Source organism: Brenneria tiliae (assembly GCF_023347575.1).
Classification (GTDB): Bacteria; Pseudomonadota; Gammaproteobacteria; order Enterobacterales; family Enterobacteriaceae; genus Brenneria; species Brenneria corticis.
In genome coordinates this window covers 144,009-162,466 of sequence record NZ_JAKPCB010000101.1, presented here as the reverse complement: position 1 = coordinate 162,466, position 18,458 = coordinate 144,009, and the positions used below count along the sequence as shown (strand labels likewise).

At 58.9% G+C, this 18,458-nt stretch carries 17 protein-coding genes; 4 read left to right on the top strand and 13 right to left on the bottom strand.

Annotated features, from left to right (window positions below):
• Nucleotides 1-85: 85 nt before the first annotated feature.
• Nucleotides 86-475: a type II toxin-antitoxin system PemK/MazF family toxin gene (locus MFP24_RS17675; protein ID WP_249231595.1), complete on the bottom strand. Its 390-nt coding sequence runs from the start codon at nt 473-475 to the stop codon at nt 86-88.
• A gap of 2 nt (nt 476-477) precedes the next feature.
• The gene (locus MFP24_RS17670; RefSeq protein ID WP_249231594.1) at nt 478-792 is read right to left on the bottom strand and encodes a hypothetical protein; all 315 of its coding nucleotides are present in this window, start codon (nt 790-792) and stop codon (nt 478-480) included.
• A gap of 243 nt (nt 793-1,035) precedes the next feature.
• Between MFP24_RS17670 and MFP24_RS17665 the strand changes: the two genes are divergently transcribed.
• The gene (locus MFP24_RS17665) at nt 1,036-2,232 is read left to right on the top strand and encodes an MFS transporter (RefSeq protein ID WP_249231593.1); all 1,197 of its coding nucleotides are present in this window, start codon (nt 1,036-1,038) and stop codon (nt 2,230-2,232) included.
• Between the two features lie 58 nt (nt 2,233-2,290).
• Here MFP24_RS17665 and gyrB read toward each other — a convergent pair whose 3' ends face one another.
• From gyrB to MFP24_RS17610, 11 genes are all read right to left on the bottom strand, one after another.
• Nucleotides 2,291-4,708 (bottom strand): DNA topoisomerase (ATP-hydrolyzing) subunit B, encoded by a 2,418-nt coding sequence (gene gyrB / locus MFP24_RS17660; protein WP_249231592.1) that lies wholly within the window; start codon nt 4,706-4,708, stop codon nt 2,291-2,293.
• Between the two features lie 18 nt (nt 4,709-4,726).
• Nucleotides 4,727-5,812 (bottom strand): DNA replication/repair protein RecF, encoded by a 1,086-nt coding sequence (gene recF, locus MFP24_RS17655; protein WP_249231591.1) that lies wholly within the window; start codon nt 5,810-5,812, stop codon nt 4,727-4,729.
• A 148-nt stretch (nt 5,813-5,960) separates the two neighbouring features.
• The gene (dnaN, locus tag MFP24_RS17650; RefSeq protein ID WP_136164819.1) at nt 5,961-7,061 is read right to left on the bottom strand and encodes a DNA polymerase III subunit beta; all 1,101 of its coding nucleotides are present in this window, start codon (nt 7,059-7,061) and stop codon (nt 5,961-5,963) included.
• 4 nt (nt 7,062-7,065) lie between these two features.
• The gene (dnaA, locus tag MFP24_RS17645; protein WP_249231590.1) at nt 7,066-8,463 is read right to left on the bottom strand and encodes a chromosomal replication initiator protein DnaA; all 1,398 of its coding nucleotides are present in this window, start codon (nt 8,461-8,463) and stop codon (nt 7,066-7,068) included.
• Between the two features lie 293 nt (nt 8,464-8,756).
• Nucleotides 8,757-9,641, bottom strand: a complete 885-nt coding sequence (locus tag MFP24_RS17640; protein WP_249231589.1) for a LysR substrate-binding domain-containing protein — start codon at nt 9,639-9,641, stop codon at nt 8,757-8,759.
• Between the two features lie 12 nt (nt 9,642-9,653).
• Nucleotides 9,654-11,408: an ABC transporter permease gene (locus tag MFP24_RS17635; protein WP_249231588.1), complete on the bottom strand. Its 1,755-nt coding sequence runs from the start codon at nt 11,406-11,408 to the stop codon at nt 9,654-9,656.
• Nucleotides 11,371-12,417 (bottom strand): ABC transporter substrate-binding protein, encoded by a 1,047-nt coding sequence (locus MFP24_RS17630; protein WP_249231587.1) that lies wholly within the window; start codon nt 12,415-12,417, stop codon nt 11,371-11,373. The genes MFP24_RS17635 and MFP24_RS17630 overlap by 38 nt, the downstream gene beginning before the upstream one ends.
• Complete coding sequence (locus tag MFP24_RS17625; protein WP_249231586.1) at nt 12,414-13,583, bottom strand: ABC transporter ATP-binding protein; 1,170 nt, start codon at nt 13,581-13,583, stop codon at nt 12,414-12,416. Before MFP24_RS17625 ends, MFP24_RS17630 begins: the two co-directional genes overlap by 4 nt.
• Nucleotides 13,580-14,653, bottom strand: coding sequence for an AbrB family transcriptional regulator (locus MFP24_RS17620; protein ID WP_249231585.1), 1,074 nt, complete (start codon nt 14,651-14,653; stop codon nt 13,580-13,582). The genes MFP24_RS17625 and MFP24_RS17620 overlap by 4 nt, the downstream gene beginning before the upstream one ends.
• Complete coding sequence (locus MFP24_RS17615) at nt 14,650-16,278, bottom strand: rhodanese-like domain-containing protein (RefSeq protein ID WP_249231584.1); 1,629 nt, start codon at nt 16,276-16,278, stop codon at nt 14,650-14,652. Before MFP24_RS17615 ends, MFP24_RS17620 begins: the two co-directional genes overlap by 4 nt.
• Nucleotides 16,279-16,310: 32 nt before the next feature.
• On the bottom strand, nt 16,311-17,126 hold the full coding sequence (locus MFP24_RS17610; RefSeq protein ID WP_249231583.1) for a phosphosulfolactate synthase: 816 nt from the start codon (nt 17,124-17,126) through the stop codon (nt 16,311-16,313).
• A gap of 592 nt (nt 17,127-17,718) precedes the next feature.
• Between MFP24_RS17610 and rpmH the strand changes: the two genes are divergently transcribed.
• Genes rpmH through yidD form a run of 3 tightly spaced genes read left to right on the top strand, consistent with a single transcriptional unit; the run spans nt 17,719 to nt 18,458 of the window.
• Nucleotides 17,719-17,859, top strand: coding sequence for a 50S ribosomal protein L34 (gene rpmH / locus MFP24_RS17605; RefSeq protein ID WP_009115147.1), 141 nt, complete (start codon nt 17,719-17,721; stop codon nt 17,857-17,859).
• An 18-nt stretch (nt 17,860-17,877) separates the two neighbouring features.
• A complete protein-coding gene (rnpA, locus tag MFP24_RS17600; protein ID WP_009115146.1) occupies nt 17,878-18,237 on the top strand; it encodes a ribonuclease P protein component in 360 nt (119 codons plus the stop codon).
• Nucleotides 18,201-18,458, top strand: coding sequence for a membrane protein insertion efficiency factor YidD (gene yidD / locus MFP24_RS17595; protein WP_009115145.1), 258 nt, complete (start codon nt 18,201-18,203; stop codon nt 18,456-18,458). Before rnpA ends, yidD begins: the two co-directional genes overlap by 37 nt.

The window sequence follows — 18,458 nt, the reverse complement described above, 5'->3', positions numbered from 1 at the left end:
GTGCACAGGCTGGCGCTGCCGGCCTGTTTTTCCTATCAGGTCAACCAATGGATTCGGCGGTAGATGCATAAATCATGCGGCTTGTTTACTGTCTTTTGGACCGTAAATAAGCATCCTGCATCGCCTGGTAATACCTGGCTGGTAGTACGCCCATTTTCGGTACAGGGCGAAGCGGCGGTTGAACCGGAGCACGGGAAAACCATTGCTGAGTAAATGGAACGAGGATACGTCTTGCCATATCAAACTTCGTATCGTAGAAAAGCCCGGTTACTTCATCATCGGCCAAGACAACAAACTCGGTAGGATAAACGTTTTGCGTTTTCTGCGATGTCCCATAGACAATTAACAGCGAATAACTCTCTGCATGGCGACCAACAACCAGCACCGGCCTCGTTCCCAACCTTTCCGACTCTGGGAAATGGCACCAGAGGATATCACCCAACGCAGGCAAGGGTGCGTGCTTTCCTGTCAGCATTGCTAATCCTTAGTAAAGAGCGTTTCCATTTCCTCTTCAGAGACGTTTGATACGGGACTCATCTTTTTCAGAGCCTCATACTGTTCTTCGCTTAACGGGCCATCATCCTGCTCATAGGGTGCGATATATTGCTTAACCATGATACGCAAGGCTTTATGAAGTAGTTCCGTCTTATTCATCTCCGTTATTTGCATCAGCTTTTCAAACGTTTCAAAGCTGATGCCGTTCTCGCTATCCTGCTCACGAAATCGCAGAAGCACTTCTTTTTTCTGTTTTCGGTGACCGGTCTGCGACGTTATTTTTGCTGTGGTTGGCATTGTTTTTTCCTGCTCATCGTCATAAAAGCTATCAAAAGTATAGCACACCATTTTTTACCGGCATCGTGCAAAAAGGAGTAAACCACATAACGCCACGTACCGCGGCGACAAAAGATTGAACGCTAATGATATGCGCAATATGTTAGTCTGTTCCTTATCTGCCTGCGGAAGCGACGCCTGCCTGCGCGTCGTTTCTGACGAGAACACGACTCCGTAAACCCATCATCGCCCTGACAACAAAAAATGAAAATAATAAAGCTTCCCCTGCTGGCCCAGATTTCATCCGCTCACTTGGTGAGCCATTTTCATATGATGGTGCTGCCCGCGCTTATCCCGCTGCTGTCGGCGCAGCGCGATATCAGCTTCGTCGAACTGGGTTTCGCGCTGAGCGTTTTCAATATCGTCTCCGCCTGCGTGCAGACGCCGATCGGCTTTGTCGTCGACCGTATCGGGGCCAGGCGCACCCTGACCGCCGGCCTGACGCTCGGAAGCCTGTGTTTTCTCTCGCTGAGCTTTTCCAGCAGCTACTTCTGGCTGGTGGCGGCGATGGCGCTGGCGGGGGTGGCGAATGCGGTCTATCACCCCGCCGATTACGCCCTGCTGTCGCGGGGAATCGATGAAAAGCGCATGGGGCGGGCGTTTTCCATTCATACCTTCTCCGGCTTTTTCGGCACCGCCATTGCGCCCGGCATTTTACTGACCGTCGCCGCCTTCGCCGGCGTTAACAGCGCATTTATCGTGGCGGGGGCGATAGGGCTGTTGACCGTTCCCCTGCTATTAACCGGCCGCGACCAGCCGGTGCGGCTTCAGGCCGCGACGCCGGAAAATACCCGGCCGGATAAAAAACCGCGCATTGCGCTTTTCACCCTGCCCATCATGGCCCTGCTGGTGTTATTCCTGCTGCTGAATCTAAGCACCGGTTCGATTCAGAATTTTTCGGTGACGGCGTTTGTCACCGGCTACGGCCTGCCGTTATCCCAGGCGAATATCGTGCTGACCTCTTTTCTGTTCGCCAGCGCTTTCGGGGTGCTGGCCGGCGGCGCGCTGGCCGATAAAACCCGTCGCCACGGGCTGGTGGCGACGGCGGCGCTGGCCGTCACCGCCGGTTTAATCAGCGTGGTCGCCATCTATCCGCTGCCGCTGCCGGTATTGATTCCGCTGCTGGCCGCGGCGGGATTTCTGTCCGGGATTATCGCCCCCTCGCGTGACATGCTGGTACGGGCGGCCTCGCCGGCGGGCGCCGAGGGGCGCGTTTTCGGCATCGTCTCCACCGGTTTTAATATCGGCGGCGCGGCCGGTCCGGTGCTGTTCGGCTGGCTGCTGGATCACGGTTATCCGCGGGCCATTTTCTGGTCGGCGGTGATTTTTATGCTGATCACCGCGCTTATCACCCTGCGCCAGGAACTGCGGAGCGTGAAACGGCGCGCGGTGGTTTTATAGCCGTAAAAAAGCCAGCCCGAAAAGGGCTGGCTGAGTTGGCCGTTAACAAGCAGTCCGATCAGATATCGATATTCATCGCTTTCAACGCGTTCTCTTCGATAAAGGCGCGGCGCGGTTCCACCGCATCGCCCATCAGAGTGGTAAACAGCTCGTCGGCGGCGATGGCGTCTTTCACCGTGACGCGCAGCATACGGCGGCTGGTGGGATCCATGGTGGTTTCCCACAGCTGTTCCGGGTTCATTTCCCCCAGACCTTTATAGCGCTGAACCGCCAGACCGCGGCGCGACTCTTTCACCAGCCACTCCAGCGCCTGCTCGAAGCTGGCGATCGGTTGACGGCGCTCGCCGCGTTCGATATAGGCATCCTCTTCAATCAGGCCGCGCAGCTTCTCGCCCAGCTGATTGATTTTGCGATACTCGCCGCCGGTAACGAAGCCGAAATCCAGCGGGTAATCGGTATCCACGCCGTGGGTGCGCACCCGCAGAGCCGGTTCAAAGATCTGCCGCTCCTGATCCTCGTGGATCACAAAGCTGTAGGCGCTGCCGTGCTGCTCCCGCTCGTTGAGCAGCGTAACCAGCGTTTCCATCCACTGCTGAACGTGCGTGCGATCCTGTAAATCCGCTTCAGCCAGGGTGGGCTGGTAGATTAATGCATTCAGCAACGGGCGCGGAAAACGACGCTCCATACGGCCGATGGTTTTCTGCACCGCGTAGTGTTCGGCAACCAGTTTTTCCAGCGGTTCGCCCGCCATGGCGGGCGCCGCGGCGTTGGTATGCAGCGTCGCCCCGTCCAGCGCCAGGGTAATCTGGTACTGATCCATGGCGTCATCATCTTTGATGTACTGCTCCTGCTTGCCTTTTTTCACTTTGTACAGCGGCGGCTGGGCGATATAGACGTGGCCGCGCTCAACGATTTCCGGCATCTGACGGTAGAAGAACGTCAGCAGCAGCGTACGGATATGCGAACCGTCGACGTCGGCATCGGTCATGATGATGATGCTGTGATAACGCAGTTTATCCGGGTTGTATTCGTCGCGGCCGATGCCGCAGCCCAGCGCGGTGATCAGCGTCGCCACTTCCTGGGAAGAGAGCATTTTGTCGAAACGCGCTTTCTCGACGTTGAGGATCTTGCCTTTCAGCGGCAGAATCGCCTGATTCTTACGGTTGCGCCCCTGTTTGGCGGAACCGCCCGCCGAGTCCCCTTCCACCAGGTAGAGTTCGGACAACGCCGGGTCGCGTTCCTGACAGTCCGCCAGCTTGCCCGGCAGGCCGGCCAGATCGAGCGCGCCTTTACGGCGGGTCATATCGCGCGCCTTACGGGCGGCTTCACGAGCGCGGGCGGCGTCGATGATTTTGCCCACCACGATTTTGGCGTCCGACGGATTTTCCATCAGGTAATCCACCAGCTTCTCGTTCATCAGCGATTCGACGGCGGTCTTCACCTCCGACGACACCAGCTTGTCTTTGGTCTGCGAGGAGAATTTCGGATCGGGCACTTTAACCGAAACCACGGCAATCAGCCCTTCGCGCGCATCGTCGCCGGTGGCGCTGATCTTGGCTTTCTTGCTGTAGCCTTCCTTATCCATATAGGTGTTCAGGGTACGGGTCATGGCGGCGCGGAAGCCGGCCAGGTGCGTACCGCCGTCGCGCTGCGGGATGTTGTTGGTAAAGCAGTAGATATTTTCCTGAAAGCCGTCGTTCCACTGCAGGGCGACTTCCACGCCGATATCGTCTTTCACCGTGGAGAAATAGAACACCGTCGGGTGGATCGGCGTTTTGTTGCGGTTGAGATAGTCGACGAACGCCTTGATGCCGCCCTCATAGTGGAAGTGGTCGGACTTATCTTTTTCGCGCTCGTCGTACAGACGGATGGAGACGCCGGAGTTCAGGAACGACAGCTCGCGCAGGCGCTTGGCGAGGATCTCATACTGGAATTCGATTTGGTTGGTAAAGGTTTCATAACTCGGCCAGAAGCGCACGGTGGTGCCGGTTTTCTCGCTATCGCCCACCACTTTCAGCGGCGCCTGCGCCACGCCGTGACGGTAGGTCTGTTCGTGCACCTTGCCTTCGCGGCGGATCACCAGCTCCAGCTTTTCCGACAGGGCGTTAACCACCGAAACGCCCACGCCGTGCAAACCGCCGGAAACTTTATACGAGTTGTCATCAAATTTGCCGCCGGCATGCAGCACCGTCATGATCACTTCCGCCGCGGAGACCCCTTCTTCTTCATGCATACCGGTAGGAATACCGCGGCCGTCATCCTGCACCGAGACCGAGTTATCAGCGTGGATAGTGATGACAATGTCTTTACAATAGCCAGCGAGCGCCTCGTCGATAGCGTTGTCCACAACCTCGAATACCATATGATGCAGACCGGTTCCGTCATCCGTATCGCCGATGTACATACCTGGGCGTTTACGTACCGCATCCAGCCCTTTCAATACCTTGATACTTGAGGAGTCATAAGAATTCGACATCAACGTTTCCCGCTCATTTTAGTCCTGTGATTGAACCGTTATTTTACCCTGTTCTACGCGGAACATCTTGCCATTTTCACCAACCATATCGGCAATCTGCTCGGCGCTGACCGCGCTGACAAAAACCTGTGCATGGGTGGCTTTTAACCGTTCAGCCAGCAAACGGCGGCGGGTACTATCCAGTTCGGAAGCAAAATCATCAATCAGATACAGACAGCGCAGTCCGTTCTGACGGGTGAGAAACTCACCCTGGGCCAGCCGTAAAGCGCACATCAGCAGCTTTAGCTGGCCACGGGACAGCATATCCTCGACCGCCACCCCGCTGGCGCGGATGCGGAAATCGGCTTTATGCGGCCCCAGCGCCGTATAACCCAGCATACGGTCGCGTTCAAACTGCCGTTCCAGAAGTTCGGCATAGTCACTCTCTTTATCCCAGCCGCGCTGGAAAGCGAAGCCGAGGGCGAATTCAGGCAGAAACTGGCTGCAGGTGGCGGCAATATCCCCGGCAATCGCCGCGCTGTATTGCGCCCGCCATTCGCTGATACGCTCGGCCAACGGCACCAGCTCCTGATCCCAGGCCCGCAGCTGCCCGTAGCGCTCCACCTGCCGCAGCGCCGCATTACGCTGGCGCAGCAGGCGTTTCATATTGCTCCAGGCGGAGAAAAAACCGGGCTCGTTATGAAAACAGCCCCAGTCGAGAAAGGCGCGGCGATACTTCGGCCCGCCGTTCAGCAGCGTAAACCCTTCGGGGGTGATCAGCTGGATCGGCAGCAGCTGCGCCAGTTCGGCCACCTTATGGCCGTCGCTGCCGTCGATGCGCACCTTGCCGTCGCCCTGACGGTTTTTACTCAGCCCGACCGAACGCTCGGACTCAATGCCGCCGATACGCCCGTGCAGCACAAATTCCGGCTGCTCGTGACGAATAACGCGCGCCGCCTGCACGCTGCGAAACGCCCGTCCGTGTCCCAGCGTGTAAATCGCTTCCAGCACGCTGGTTTTGCCGCTGCCGTTCGCCCCGACCAGAAAATTAAAGCCGGGCGCCAGCGCCAAATCAGCCGCTTCAATATTGCGGAAGTCTTTAATAAGAAGACGAGTAAGCGCCATGCGACTATTTCTTGCGGTAAAGGAAGTTAGGGTCGCGGACGTATGAAGGGCGGAGCGCGCGGCGACTCCCGCGCGGCGAACTCAACGCCCGCCAAGACGGCGAGCGCCGTCCAATCCCCGGCTGATAAGCAACATAACCCGCCATAGGCTAGAGGCGCATCGGCATAACGACATAGGCCGCCGCCCGGCTGGCGCCGTCTTCGATCTGCACGCTGGAAACGGAGTCGGTCAGCAGCAGGCGGACATCCTCGCACTTCAGCGCATTCAGCACATCCAGCACGTAACTGACGTTGAAACCGATTTCCATCTCGGTGCCGTCGTACTGCACGTCCAGAATTTCTTCCGCTTCTTCCTGCTCGGGGTTGTTGGCGGTGATTTTCAGCTGATTCTGAATCAGATGCAGGCGCACGCCGCGGAATTTTTCATTCGACAGGATCGCCGCCCGGGAGAACGCCTGCTTGAGCAAGTCGCAGCTGGCTTCCAGCGTTTTATCCGGGTTCTTCGGCAAAACCCGGCGGTAATCCGGGAAACGGCCGTCAACCAGCTTGGAGGTAAAGATAAAGTCGCCGACGTGGGCGCGGATATTGTTGCTGCCGATTTGCAGCTGCAGCGGCGTATCGCCGCCGTCCAGCAAGCGCACCAGCTCCATCACCCCTTTACGCGGCACGATCACCGAATGCGACGGCAAAGCCTGCCCCACCGGCATGGCGCATACCGCCAGACGATGGCCGTCGGTGGCGACGGTGCGCAGCTCCTCGCCCTCGGTTTCAAACAGCATCCCGTTGAGGTAGTAGCGTACGTCCTGATGCGCCATCGAGAACTGCGTGGCCTCAATCAGGCGTTTCAGCGTCGCCTGCGGCAGCGAAAACTCAACGTCGCTCTGCCAGTCGTCCAGATTGGGAAAATCGGCGGCGGGCAGGGTCGACAGCGAAAAGCGGCTGCGGCCGGAGCGCACCAGCATGCGATCGCCATCCAGCATGATGGTGATCTCCGCCCCGTCCGGCAGCCCGCGGCAGATATCGAACAGCTTACGGGCCGGCACGGTGGTCGCCCCCGGCTCATGGGGCTGGGTTAACGCCACCCGGGCCACCATCTCCATTTCCAGATCGGTGCCGGTGAGCGACAGCTCCCCTTCGGTAACCTGCAACAGCAGGTTGCCCAGAATAGGTAGGGTCGGCCGGCCGCCCAGCGGGCTGCTGACCTGTTGCAGCGGTTTTAGCAGATGTTCGCGTTCAACAATAAATTTCATCATGTTATGAAGATAATGTTCTGATTAAATTGGAAAAATCTTCTTTGATGTCGTGACTTTCCTCACGCAGCTGTTCGATTTTACGACAGGCGTGCAACACCGTGGTATGGTCGCGGCCACCAAACGCGTCGCCGATTTCCGGCAGGCTGTGGTTGGTCAGCTCTTTGGCCAGCGCCATCGCCATCTGGCGCGGGCGAGCCACCGAGCGGGAGCGGCGTTTGGACAATAAATCAGCGACCTTGATTTTATAGTATTCCGCCACCGTCTTCTGGATATTGTCGATAGTAACCAGTTTTTCCTGTAACGCCAGCAGATCGCGCAGCGCCTCGCGCACAAAATCAATGGTGATGGAGCGGCCGGTAAAATTGGCGTTGGCGATCACCCGGTTTAATGCCCCTTCCAGCTCGCGCACGTTGGAGCGCAGGCGCTTGGCGATAAAGAAAGCCACTTCTCCCGGCAGACGGATATCGTTCTCGTCGGCCTTTTTCATCAGGATCGCCACGCGCGTCTCCAGCTCCGGCGGCTCGATGGCCACCGTCAGCCCCCAGCCGAAACGCGACTTGAGGCGATCTTCCACGCCGTTGATCTCTTTCGGGTAGCGATCCGAGGTCAGAATGATCTGCTGATTCCCTTCCAGCAAAGCGTTGAAGGTGTGGAAAAACTCTTCCTGCGAACGCTCCTTGTTGGCAAAAAACTGAATATCATCGATCAGCAGCGCATCCACCGAGCGGTAATAGCGTTTGAACTCTTCGATCGCATTATTCTGCAACGCTTTTACCATATCCTGCACAAAGCGCTCGGAGTGCATGTAAACCACTTTCGCATTGGCTTTGCGGGCGATGATGCCGTTGCCCACCGCGTGCAGCAGGTGCGTTTTACCCAGGCCGGTGCCGCCGTACAGAAACAAGGGGTTATAGGCGCCGCCGGGGTTGTCGGCCACCTGGCGGGCGGCGGCGCGCGCCAGCTGGTTCGACTTGCCCTCGACGAAGTTGTCAAAGGTATGCTTGGGATTCACATTGGAGCGATAGGTGTGCTCCGCCTGCACCGGGGATTTATCCCAGCTTGGGCGCACCGGCGCCGAACGCACCTGCGTCGCCGCGGCGGCGCTGACGTTATTACTCTGCAGGTTAACCGGCTGGCTGATGGTCTGGACCAGGGGTTTGCTGCCCACTTCAAAGCGCAGCAGCGGGGCGTCCATCCCACAGAAATCATTTAACAAGCCATTGATATTATTTAAATATTTATCACGAACCCAATCCAGAACGAAGCGATTAGGGGCGTAGAGCGCCAGAGTGTTATCACTCAGCTCCGCCTGCAACGGGCGTATCCACATACTGAATTCTGTGGCAGGTAACTCATCCTGCAAACGGGCAAGACACTGCTGCCAAAGCGAAAGTGACACGGCGGACTCCACTCGAACAAGAACGATCAAAAAGAAAAAAAGAATAAGAAACGTTATTTATATGACTCATGATTTTGGCGCCGACGTTAAGCCAGCGCGCCGCGTAACGGTAGCGGCGACCGTTACGATCCTGACGGAGGATCGTTTTCAGGACTGCGGATCATAACCTAAAGACGACCAGAGATCTTCCCCTTCCGCACAGTTTTGATCTTTTTATCCACAGGACAATCTTATTGCCCATGGCGGAGGAGAGAAGCGAAAGATCGTGCCGGCGATCGTTATTCCGGCGCCAGTCAGGGGCGGTTTTTGGCCGCGCCGGATAACAGGATCCGATTATTATTAAGAATATCAATTACCTGTTTAACTAACGGATTTAGCGTCGCCGGGCGCGACCACAGGTAGTAAGCCACGTCCGGCAAACGCGGCAAATTTTCCTTCTCGCCGAGAATACGCAAATCCGGCCCCAGCAGCTCCACGTTGCGCGCGGTGATCCCCAGCCCGGCGCGCACAGCGGCCTTGATGCCGATCACCGTCGGCGCCAAAAACGACAGCCGCCACGGAATATGCTGTTGTTCCAGCGCCTGGATCGCGATGCGGCGGAAAAGGCTGATCTCATCCGCCAGGATCAGCGGCAGCGGCTGATGCGGGTTGAAAATGTAATCCGCCGAGCATAACCACACCGTGGGCGAACTGTGCAGCAACATGCCCTCCAGCGTATCGGATCCTCTGGTCGAGATCGCCAGATCGATATTGCCGCGCGTCAGATCTTCCATCAAAAACGGACTGCGCCCGACGTGGATCTCCATCTGGATACCGGGAAGAAAAGCGGAAATATGCCGCAACAGCCGCGGCAAAATATTATCGGCGATGCCGTGCGGCGCGCCGATGCGCAGCGTGCCGACGGCCAGCGAGTGCTGTTGCAGCGCCCCCATCACCTCATCGTTCAGCGAAAGCAGCTTACGCGCGTATAACAGCAGGGTATGCCCGTGTTCGGTCAGTTGCTTTTGCCGCCCCTGCCGTTCGAACAGCGTCTGGCCGGTATCCTCTTCCAGCCGTTTCATCTGCTGCGTTACCGCCGACTGGGTTTTACCCACCTGCAGCCCCGCCGCCGTATAGGTGCCGCGTTCCACCACGGCGACCAGCGTGCGCAGCAGTTCCAAATCAAGATTGACCTGCATCCGGGTTCTCCTTTACTGCCGCGCGGTCTGGCGGGCAGCAAGGCGTTTAAGCACGGTGAGCGCCAGCAGGCTCATCAGCACCAGCACCACGGATAGCGCCGCGGCCACCGGAAAACGGCCGTCATCCATGGACATAAAAATCGCCACCGGCAACGTTTCCGTTCCCGGCACATACAACAGAATAGCAATACTAAGCTCGCGCAGCGCCACCGCGAAAGTCATCAGCCAGGCGGCCAGCACGCCGCTTTTTATCAGCGGAACGCCAATCGCCGTCAACGTTCGCAGCCAGCCCGCGCCCGACATCCGCGCCGCCTCCTCCAACTCCTGCGCCAGCTGTTTTACCGCCGAGCGCAAAAACACAAAGGCGAACGGAAACCGCTGGGCGATAAACGCCAGGAAAAACAGCCACAGCGTGCCGTAGAGGGGCAAGGAGAAATCGCTGTAACCGATAACGAACCCCACCGCCAGCGCCAGACCGGGAAAGGCGAAGGTCAGGGTGCTGATAAAGACCAGCAGCCCCCGCCCCGGCAGTTGGCTGCGTTCCACCAGCCAGACCACCACAATCGCCAGCAGCACCGCCACGCTGGCCGTCACCCCGGCCACCAGAAAACTGTTGGCGATCGCCTGCGGCACATAGCTGGAAGAGTCAAATAAAATCAAATAGTTGTCCAGCGTCAGGTTGGACCAGGTAAACGCGCCGCTCCACTGCAGCAGAAAAGAAGTCCGCAGCAGCACAAAGGCCGGCACAATCACCGACAGCCCGACCACCAGGCTGCACCAGCCGAACAGCAGCCAGCGCGCCTTGCCGAGCGCAATCCGATACTGACGTGAGCTTTTGCCGCCGATTAACGTATAACGTTTGTTGCCCAGCAGGCTGCGCTGGATCAGCAACCCCAGCGCGGTAAACAGAATAATCGGCGTCACCGCCGCCGCCGCCAGTTCAAACTGCGGCGGATAGGAAAACAGCTGATAGATCTTGGTGGTCAGGGTATGAAAACGTCCCCCGTTCGCCACCGCCGCCGCCGCGCCAAACGCTCCCATCGCATCCAGAAACACCAGCACCAGCGAGGAGAGCAGCGCCGGCATCACCAGCGGCAGACCAATCTGTATCGACCCGCGCCAGGCCGATATTCCCGACATCTGCGCGGCCTCCTCGTAGGACGGATCCATATTTTCCAACGCCGCGCCGACCGCAAAAAACACCAGCGGATACAGGCTGGCGCTCAAAATAACAATCAACCCCTGCACGCTATAAATGTTAAAGCTGAACGGCAGGCCGATGGTATCCCGCAGCAGGACGTTCAGCATGCCGGCATTCGGCCCGAGCATCAGGATCCAGGCCACCGCCGCGATAAAGTTGGGCACCACAAACGCCACCATGGTCAGCGCCCGGAACACCTGCCCTCCCGGCATGTTGGTGCGGGTCACGGCCCAGGCCATCGGCAGCGCCAGAACCGCGCAGATCGCGGTCACGGCCCCGCTGACGATCAGCGAATTCACCAGCGCCGACAGCAGACCCGGCTCCGTGACCACCCGCAGATAGTAGGCCAGCGTCCAGTTCCCCTGCGGATCATGCAGGCCGATATCAAAAATCACGCCGATCGGGTAAAGCACCAGCCAGCCGACGATCAGCGTCGCCAGCAAACCGATACTCCATTTCGGCCACTCCTGAGCGACGGCGACGACGCCCCGTCGCCAGCCGCGGATCCGCGCGCCAACCGGGCGGGATTTATTGCAGGCCAAGGGCTCGTTCAAATTCACCGACATATTTTCCCCCTTCCACGCTGATCCGCTCGGCGCCAAAATATTTCACCGGTATAGAAGACAGGGCCGGCAATCCCGGCGGCGTTTCCGTAATGGTTTTGCGCGACGAGTGGACGTTCAGGTGCGCGACAATCAGCTTCTGCGCCTTCTCCGACAGCAGCCAGCGCAGCAATAACTTCGCCCCCGCCGGATTCTTCGCCTGGCTCAGCACGCCGGTAGGATAATGCGCCAGCGCCACGCCCTCCTCCCACCAGATCAGCTTGATAGGCGCGCCGTCGTTGATCGCCCCGATGGCGCGATAGCCGGTCGAACCCCAGCTGATTAGCCGCTCGCCGGAGATAATGGCGTTAATCGCCGCCTCATTGCCGTTGGTCAGCAAAATTTCCAGCCCCGGCGCATAGCGCGCGATAAAATCCGGCCCGTTCGCCAGCACAACGTTCATCAGCGACGCGGCGTTGGTGCCGCCGCGCGTGGGGCGGGAAATGGCGATGGTGCCTTTCCAGCGCGGATCGGTAAGCTGTTTCAGCGAGGTGGGGGCCTGCTCCGGCGACAGTTTCCGGGTGTTATAGATCCCCGGCATCGGCGTGACGCCGATCGCGAACGAATACCCCTGGGGGTCGAACGTTTCCGGCAGTAAATCGGCGGTTTCCGGGACCTCGACCTTGGCGACATATCCCTGCTCGCGCCAGCGCAGAAAAGCGTCCGGCTCGCTGAGATTCACCAGGTCAAAACTGGTTTTATTGGCCCGCCGCTCCGCCTCCATCAACTGAATCAGCGGCCCGGTGGCGCGGCGCAGGTAGTTGACCTTAAGACCGGGGTACTCCGCTTCGAACGATTCCAGGATCACCTTGATATCCGCTTCACGCAGCGTGCCGCCAAAGCTGATCACCTTCTTTTCCTTCGCCTGGGCATACAGCGACTCCAGCGTTTCCGCTCCCAGCGCCGGCGTGCCGGCCAATAACGTTCCCGCCGCCAGCAACGCGGCCGCGCCTTTTTTCCAGTTGATAGTCATACGGATTCTCCGGTAAATGATGTCGTCTCAAGGATGTGGTTTTTACTGCCGGTGAACGGGACGGGCCCGCAAGCCGTCGTCCCGTCTTGCGGATCCAGTAGATGGCAATGCGCGGCGGCGGCGGACCAGTAGAGGGTCTGCTCCCGCCCGAATAAAGTCTGGTGACCGGTAACGGCGACGCGTAGCGTCACTTCGCCGCTGCGGATTTCGTAGTCGGTACTGGCGCCGAGAAAGGTGTGACGCAGCGGTACGGCGGAAAACTGGTTTTCCTGCGGCGTCGGCTTATCGCTTAACAGGATATTTTCCGGGCGAATAAAGAAGGAAACCTCGCTCCCTTCAGGGGGAGGGTTATCGGGGCAAGAGACCCACAGCATTCCCACCCCGGGCAGCGCCACCTGCACCGCGCCGGGCCGGCGAGCGATCAGGCGGCCGCTGAGCAGATTGGCGGAACCGATAAAAGAGGCGACAAACCGGGTACGCGAGTGGTGATATATCTCGTACGGCGTACCGATCTGTTCGATGCGCCCCTGATTAAGCACCGCGATGCGATCGGCCAGCGCCATCGCCTCCGTTTGATCGTGCGTGACATAAATGCTGGTGATGCCCAGGGTTTTCAGTATGTTGCGGATCTCGAAACGCATCTGCTCGCGTAGGAACGCATCCAGATTGCTCAGCGGTTCATCGAACAGCAGAATTTGCGGCTCCAGCACCAGCGCCCGCGCCAGCGCGACCCGCTGCTGCTGGCCGCCGGACAGTTCGCCGGGATAACGCCGGTGGTAATCGGTCATCCGCACCCGTTCCAGCGTCTCCATCACCCGCTGGGTAATCTGTGCGGCCGGGCGCTTCTGCAACCGCAGGCCCCAGGCAAGATTTTCAAATACCGTTTTATGCGGCCACACCGCGTAATGCTGAAAGACCATCGATAGCGCGCGTTTTTCCGGCGGCACCAGCGTGCCGTCCGATACCACTTCGCGATCGTTAATCAGTATTCGTCCGCTATCCGGCGTGACAAACCCGGCGATAGCGCGCAGCAGCGTCGTCTTACCGCAGCCGCTGGGGCCGAGCAGCACGACAATCTCCCCGGACGCCACCTGCAGGGTCACATCGGCAACCACATGCTGTTTGCCATAAACTTTATTGATCTGTTCCAGGCGTAGCTGACTCAAGGTTGTTTCCCTCCCGGAGGCTGGCCGCCGGCCGTCGGCGAAGCGGCCATGCGATGTAAGAAAAGCTGAATAAACAATAAAATACCCACCTGTCGGCTCAGCTGCGCGGTCATCACCAGCGTCATATCCGCCCCGAGCGCCAACGCCAGCACCGATATTTCGGTGATGCCGCCGGGAATGACCGCCAGCAGCAGCGTCAGCAGCGACTGGTCCATCAGGGTGGTGGCCCCGGCCGCCGCGGCCAGCGTCAAGACAAACAGCAAGAGCGCCCAGAATCCGGCGGCCACCAGCAGATCCCGCGTCGAGCCTTGCCGTAACCCGCCCAGCTTGCTTCCCGACACCAGGCCGATCACCATCTGGCATAGCGCCAGCAGCGCGGGAGAGGACGCCGCGGTGGTAAGACCCGCGGCGTGCACCCCGGCGCTCAATAGCAGCGGAAACAGCAATAGCCCAAGGCGAATACGCAACGCGCGCGCCATTAGGCCGCCGGCAAGCCCGCACGCCAGCAGCCATCCCGCCCCGGTCAGCGTCAAAGGGGTCGCCGGGACGGCGGCGAACGCCGCCGGCCGCTCGGCAATCGATGAAATCAGGCTGATCCCCGCCATGATCACCACAAAGCGCGTCAGGTGCGTGACCACTATCGCCCGGGTGTCGGCCCCGACCTGGGTGCTGAACGTCAGCATTTCCGTCAGCCCGCCGGGGATGGCCGAGAAAAATGCGGTCCGGCGATCGAAATGCGCGTAACGACGAAAAAAACCGCTGCCGACCAGCAGCATCCCCCCGGTGTAGAGTAAAACCAGCGGAGTCAACAGCCAGAACTGCGCCAGGCGGGAGAAAATATCCGGCGCGAACGACGCGCCGATCAGCACCCCCAGCGTGATACGCGCCAGATCGCGCACCGCATCGTGAATGCGCCACGCCGGGCGGTAACGCTGCAACAGCGCGGCGCTTAACAGCGCCCCGAAAAACCATCCCAGCGGCATGCCGACATGGCTGAGCAACGCGCCGCTTAACCCGGCCGTCAGCAGGCATAACAATGAAAAAAACAGTCCGCCCGCCAGGGTATTCATCCCTGCCGGTCCCCGGCGGCGGCGGGCGGGGATAGCAAGCGGAAACGCGTGCTGCCCTCGCGTTCAATTTGCGCCACCAGATCCTGCTCCCAGCGCAGGTAGGCGCGCATCGCCTCCTCACGGCGCTCGGGTTGCTCGAACGCTTTCAGCACCACGTCCACCGGCGGGTTGGCCAGATGCTCATCGCCATGGGCCAGCGGCAGTCGCGCGGCCTGCCAGGCGCGCGTTCCCCCGGCCAGCAGGCCGACCGGCGCCGCAACCAGCGCCGCCAGTTCCGCCAGCGCCAGCCTTGCCGTCAGCCCGTCCGGGCTGGTAAGGACATACTCGCGGGCCGGCGGAAGGGCGGTCAGCGCCTGTGCAAGGCGCGAGCGGATGGCAAACCAGGCGCCGGGAATGTGGCCCTGCCGATATTCCCGGCTGGACGCCAGATCGATAACCACCACCCCCTCGTCCTCCTGACGGGACAACAGCTCAAACGGACTGAGCAGCGCAGCCTGCGGCTGCGGACCGGCGACGATTTCCGGGCTATCGCCGTACGAATAATCCGCCGGCGCCAGGGGAGCATCCAGCACAAAGACCTGGTCGAATCCCATCTGGCGCAGCCAGGAGGCGGTGGTATAGGCCCGCACGCCGTCGTCATCGGCCAAGACGATCCGCGCCTGGTGAACGGCGATAAAAGTATTGGTGGCCTGAATCAATTGACCGCCCTCGACGGAAAGAAACCCGCGTCGATGCCCCTGCCGGTATTCTTCGCGGCTGCGAACGTCAAAGCGATAGAGGGTGCTGGCGCGGCTCTCCGCCTCCAGACGATGCAAGCCGGCCCGATCCAGCGTGACCACGCCGCTGCGCTGCGCCATCGTCCGCGCCGCCTGACGCGCCCAGCGCAACGCGGCCCGGTCGGGCGCATCCAGCCTATCCTGCTGACCGGCGACGGTGCGGTAGCCCGCCAGGTGCCATCCCTGCGTCCCGTTTTGCAACGACACCACCGGGTTGGCCAACCCGGCGTTAATCAAGGTTTGCGCCCCGATGATACTGCGCGTGCGTCCGCCGCAATTGACCACCACCAGCGTATCTGGTGAGGTAACCCGTTGTTTTACTCGCAGAATAAGCTCCGCGCCCGGGCAGGAAACCGCGCCCGGTATGCCAATCCACTGATACTCGGCAAAGGTGCGGCTGTCGATAATCACCAGATCCTCGCCCGCCGATATTTTTTCCCGTAGCCGCTGCGCGCTGATGCTGGGGGTCGCCAGAACGTGCTCGACGTATTCGCCGAACGCCTTACTGAACACATAGTTGCCGCGAACCAATTGCCATCCGGCCTGTCGCCAGCCCGCGACCCCGTCCGTCAGGCGGTAAAGCGTCCGATAGCCGTAGGCCATCAGCTTTTCCGCCGCCTGCTCCGCCAGGCCATTATTGTCATCCACCAGCACCAGCGGCACGCCCTTGCGCGGCACTAGCCGCGCCAGCTGGTTTTCCAGCCGGCTCAGCGGCAGATTCGTTGAACGCAGAAGATGACCGCCGCCAAATTCGCCCTCCTCGCGGACGTCCAGTACCGCCAGTTCATCGCCGTTATCCAACCAGCGGCGCAGTTCCCCGGCGGGCAGAGAGACAAGCGTTATTGCCATCATTTTTCCTCGTGATCCGTTTTAATCCGCGATTACCGCTGCCGTTCGCGCTGGGCGATTTTATCGAACAGATAGCCATAACCCCCTTCCCGGCTGAGCGTGCGCCGGGTCGGTTCCAGTTTGGGGATCACGTCTTTATCAAGGTTGGGGCCAAGGTTGACTTCGGCGCCGAACGTCTGGAACAGCCACTGCTGGTGAAGGGTCGATTCGGCTTCAAACACGATGTTTTCCAGTCCGACCAGCTCGACGAGCCGGATCAAACGTTCCGCTTGCGGATTGGCGGCGTCAGGCCCCAGGCACTGTTCGATCTGCGAACGTTCAAGAATGCAGAGCTCGCAGCCCGCATCGCGCATGGCCAGTATTTCCGTGGCGGCCTGTTGCACATCAAAGGCATCCGTCGGGTATTTCTCCCCCACCTCAAACAAGACTTTCAGCCCGGCGGCGCGCGCCTGGCTGATAGCATCCAGCTTCTGTTGCAGGGTGAGCGTAATAATGTTTTCCGAGCACTCCACCGCCGTAAACCCCAGTTGCGCCAGCCGGTGGAATAGCGGTTGCGCGGCGTTATCCAGCCACGCCATTTCGAACACGATCCCGCCGGGATTAACGTCAATGGCATGGTGGCGATAAAGCTGGATCTTGCGCACCACCAGATCGCGCGGATCGTCGCGCATCAGCAGCACGAATAGATGACGGATCTTTATATAATCGATAAATTCTCCCACCGCCTCCATCCAGCTTTCCGCTTCGGCGTAACCCAGCCCCAGATCGCGCGCCAGCGTTAACCCAACGCGGCGCGGTTTCTCGCTACGGCCGGGGATACCAACAAAACTCAGTGCCCTGTTTGTCATGGTCGACTCTGCTTTTTTACGTGAACGAAAGATAATCGCAGGTATAGAGACAAACGATCGCCGGCACAAAGCAAAAAAAATGCTATCGATATGAGGGTTTTTTGATCAGCCGGGGAATGGCGGCGGGAAAGGGACGGTATAGGTATTTATCGATTGAAATATAAGGTTTTTAATTTTTATCGCCGGGCGGAGTCGGCCATAAAATATATTGGTTTTGCTAATGTATTATCTGTTGCCGCTTATCTTTTGTTATTTGCCGGCGGCGCCCGCAGGATCGTCGCAGGATCCTTGCGCTTTATCACAGAGTCCGTATAATTCCCTGCCCGCGCGTCCACGCCTGTTTTCTGTGCTCGGCCAGACAGAAATCCAAAAATAATCGGCATGGCTGGCACGTAGCGCGTGATGTTAATTGACTCAGGACTGTACAATTATTACAATCCCGCCTCTTTCAGTTATATATGATTGTTATATGCGATTGAGGCGTCGGTCATTTTCACGCCGAGTAGCCAAACGCGTTTACTGTGAAGTTGTGTTTGTTCCCCGCGCAAGCTGGGATAAACCGTTAATTATCCAAGTTTAGGTAGAAATCGCCATGAAACGCACTTTCCAACCGTCCGTATTGAAGCGTAACCGTAGCCATGGTTTCCGTGCTCGTATGGCCACCAAAAATGGTCGTCTGGTTCTGGCCCGCCGTCGTGCGAAAGGCCGTACTCGTCTGTCCGTTTCCAAGTAATAAAAGCTAACCCACCGAGTGGTTAAGCTCGCTTTTCCCAGGGAGTTACGCTTGTTAACTCCCAGCCATTTCACTTTCGTCTTCCAGCAGCCGCAACGGGCTGGCACGCCGCAAATTACTATTCTCGGCCGCCTGAACACGCTGGGGCATCCCCGCATCGGTCTTACCGTCGCCAAAAAGCATGTTAAACGTGCTCATGAACGCAATCGGATTAAACGCCTGACGCGCGAAAGCTTTCGCCTGCATCAACATTCATTGCCCGCAATGGATTTTGTGGTGATTGCCAAAAAAGGGGTGTCTGAACTGGATAACCGAACGTTGACGGAAGCGTTGGAAAAATTATGGCGTCGGCACTGTCGTTTGGCTCCCGCCTGCTGATCGGGTTGATACGCGGTTATCAACTCGTTATCAGTCCGTTACTTGGACCACATTGCCGGTTCCGGCCGACGTGTTCACAATACGGTATTGAGGCAATACGCAGGTTCGGCATGATAAAAGGCAGTTGGTTGACGCTTAAACGCGTATTAAAATGCCACCCTTTGAACCCTGGTGGTGATGATCCCGTACCGCCAAAAACCGACAATAACAGAGAACATTAA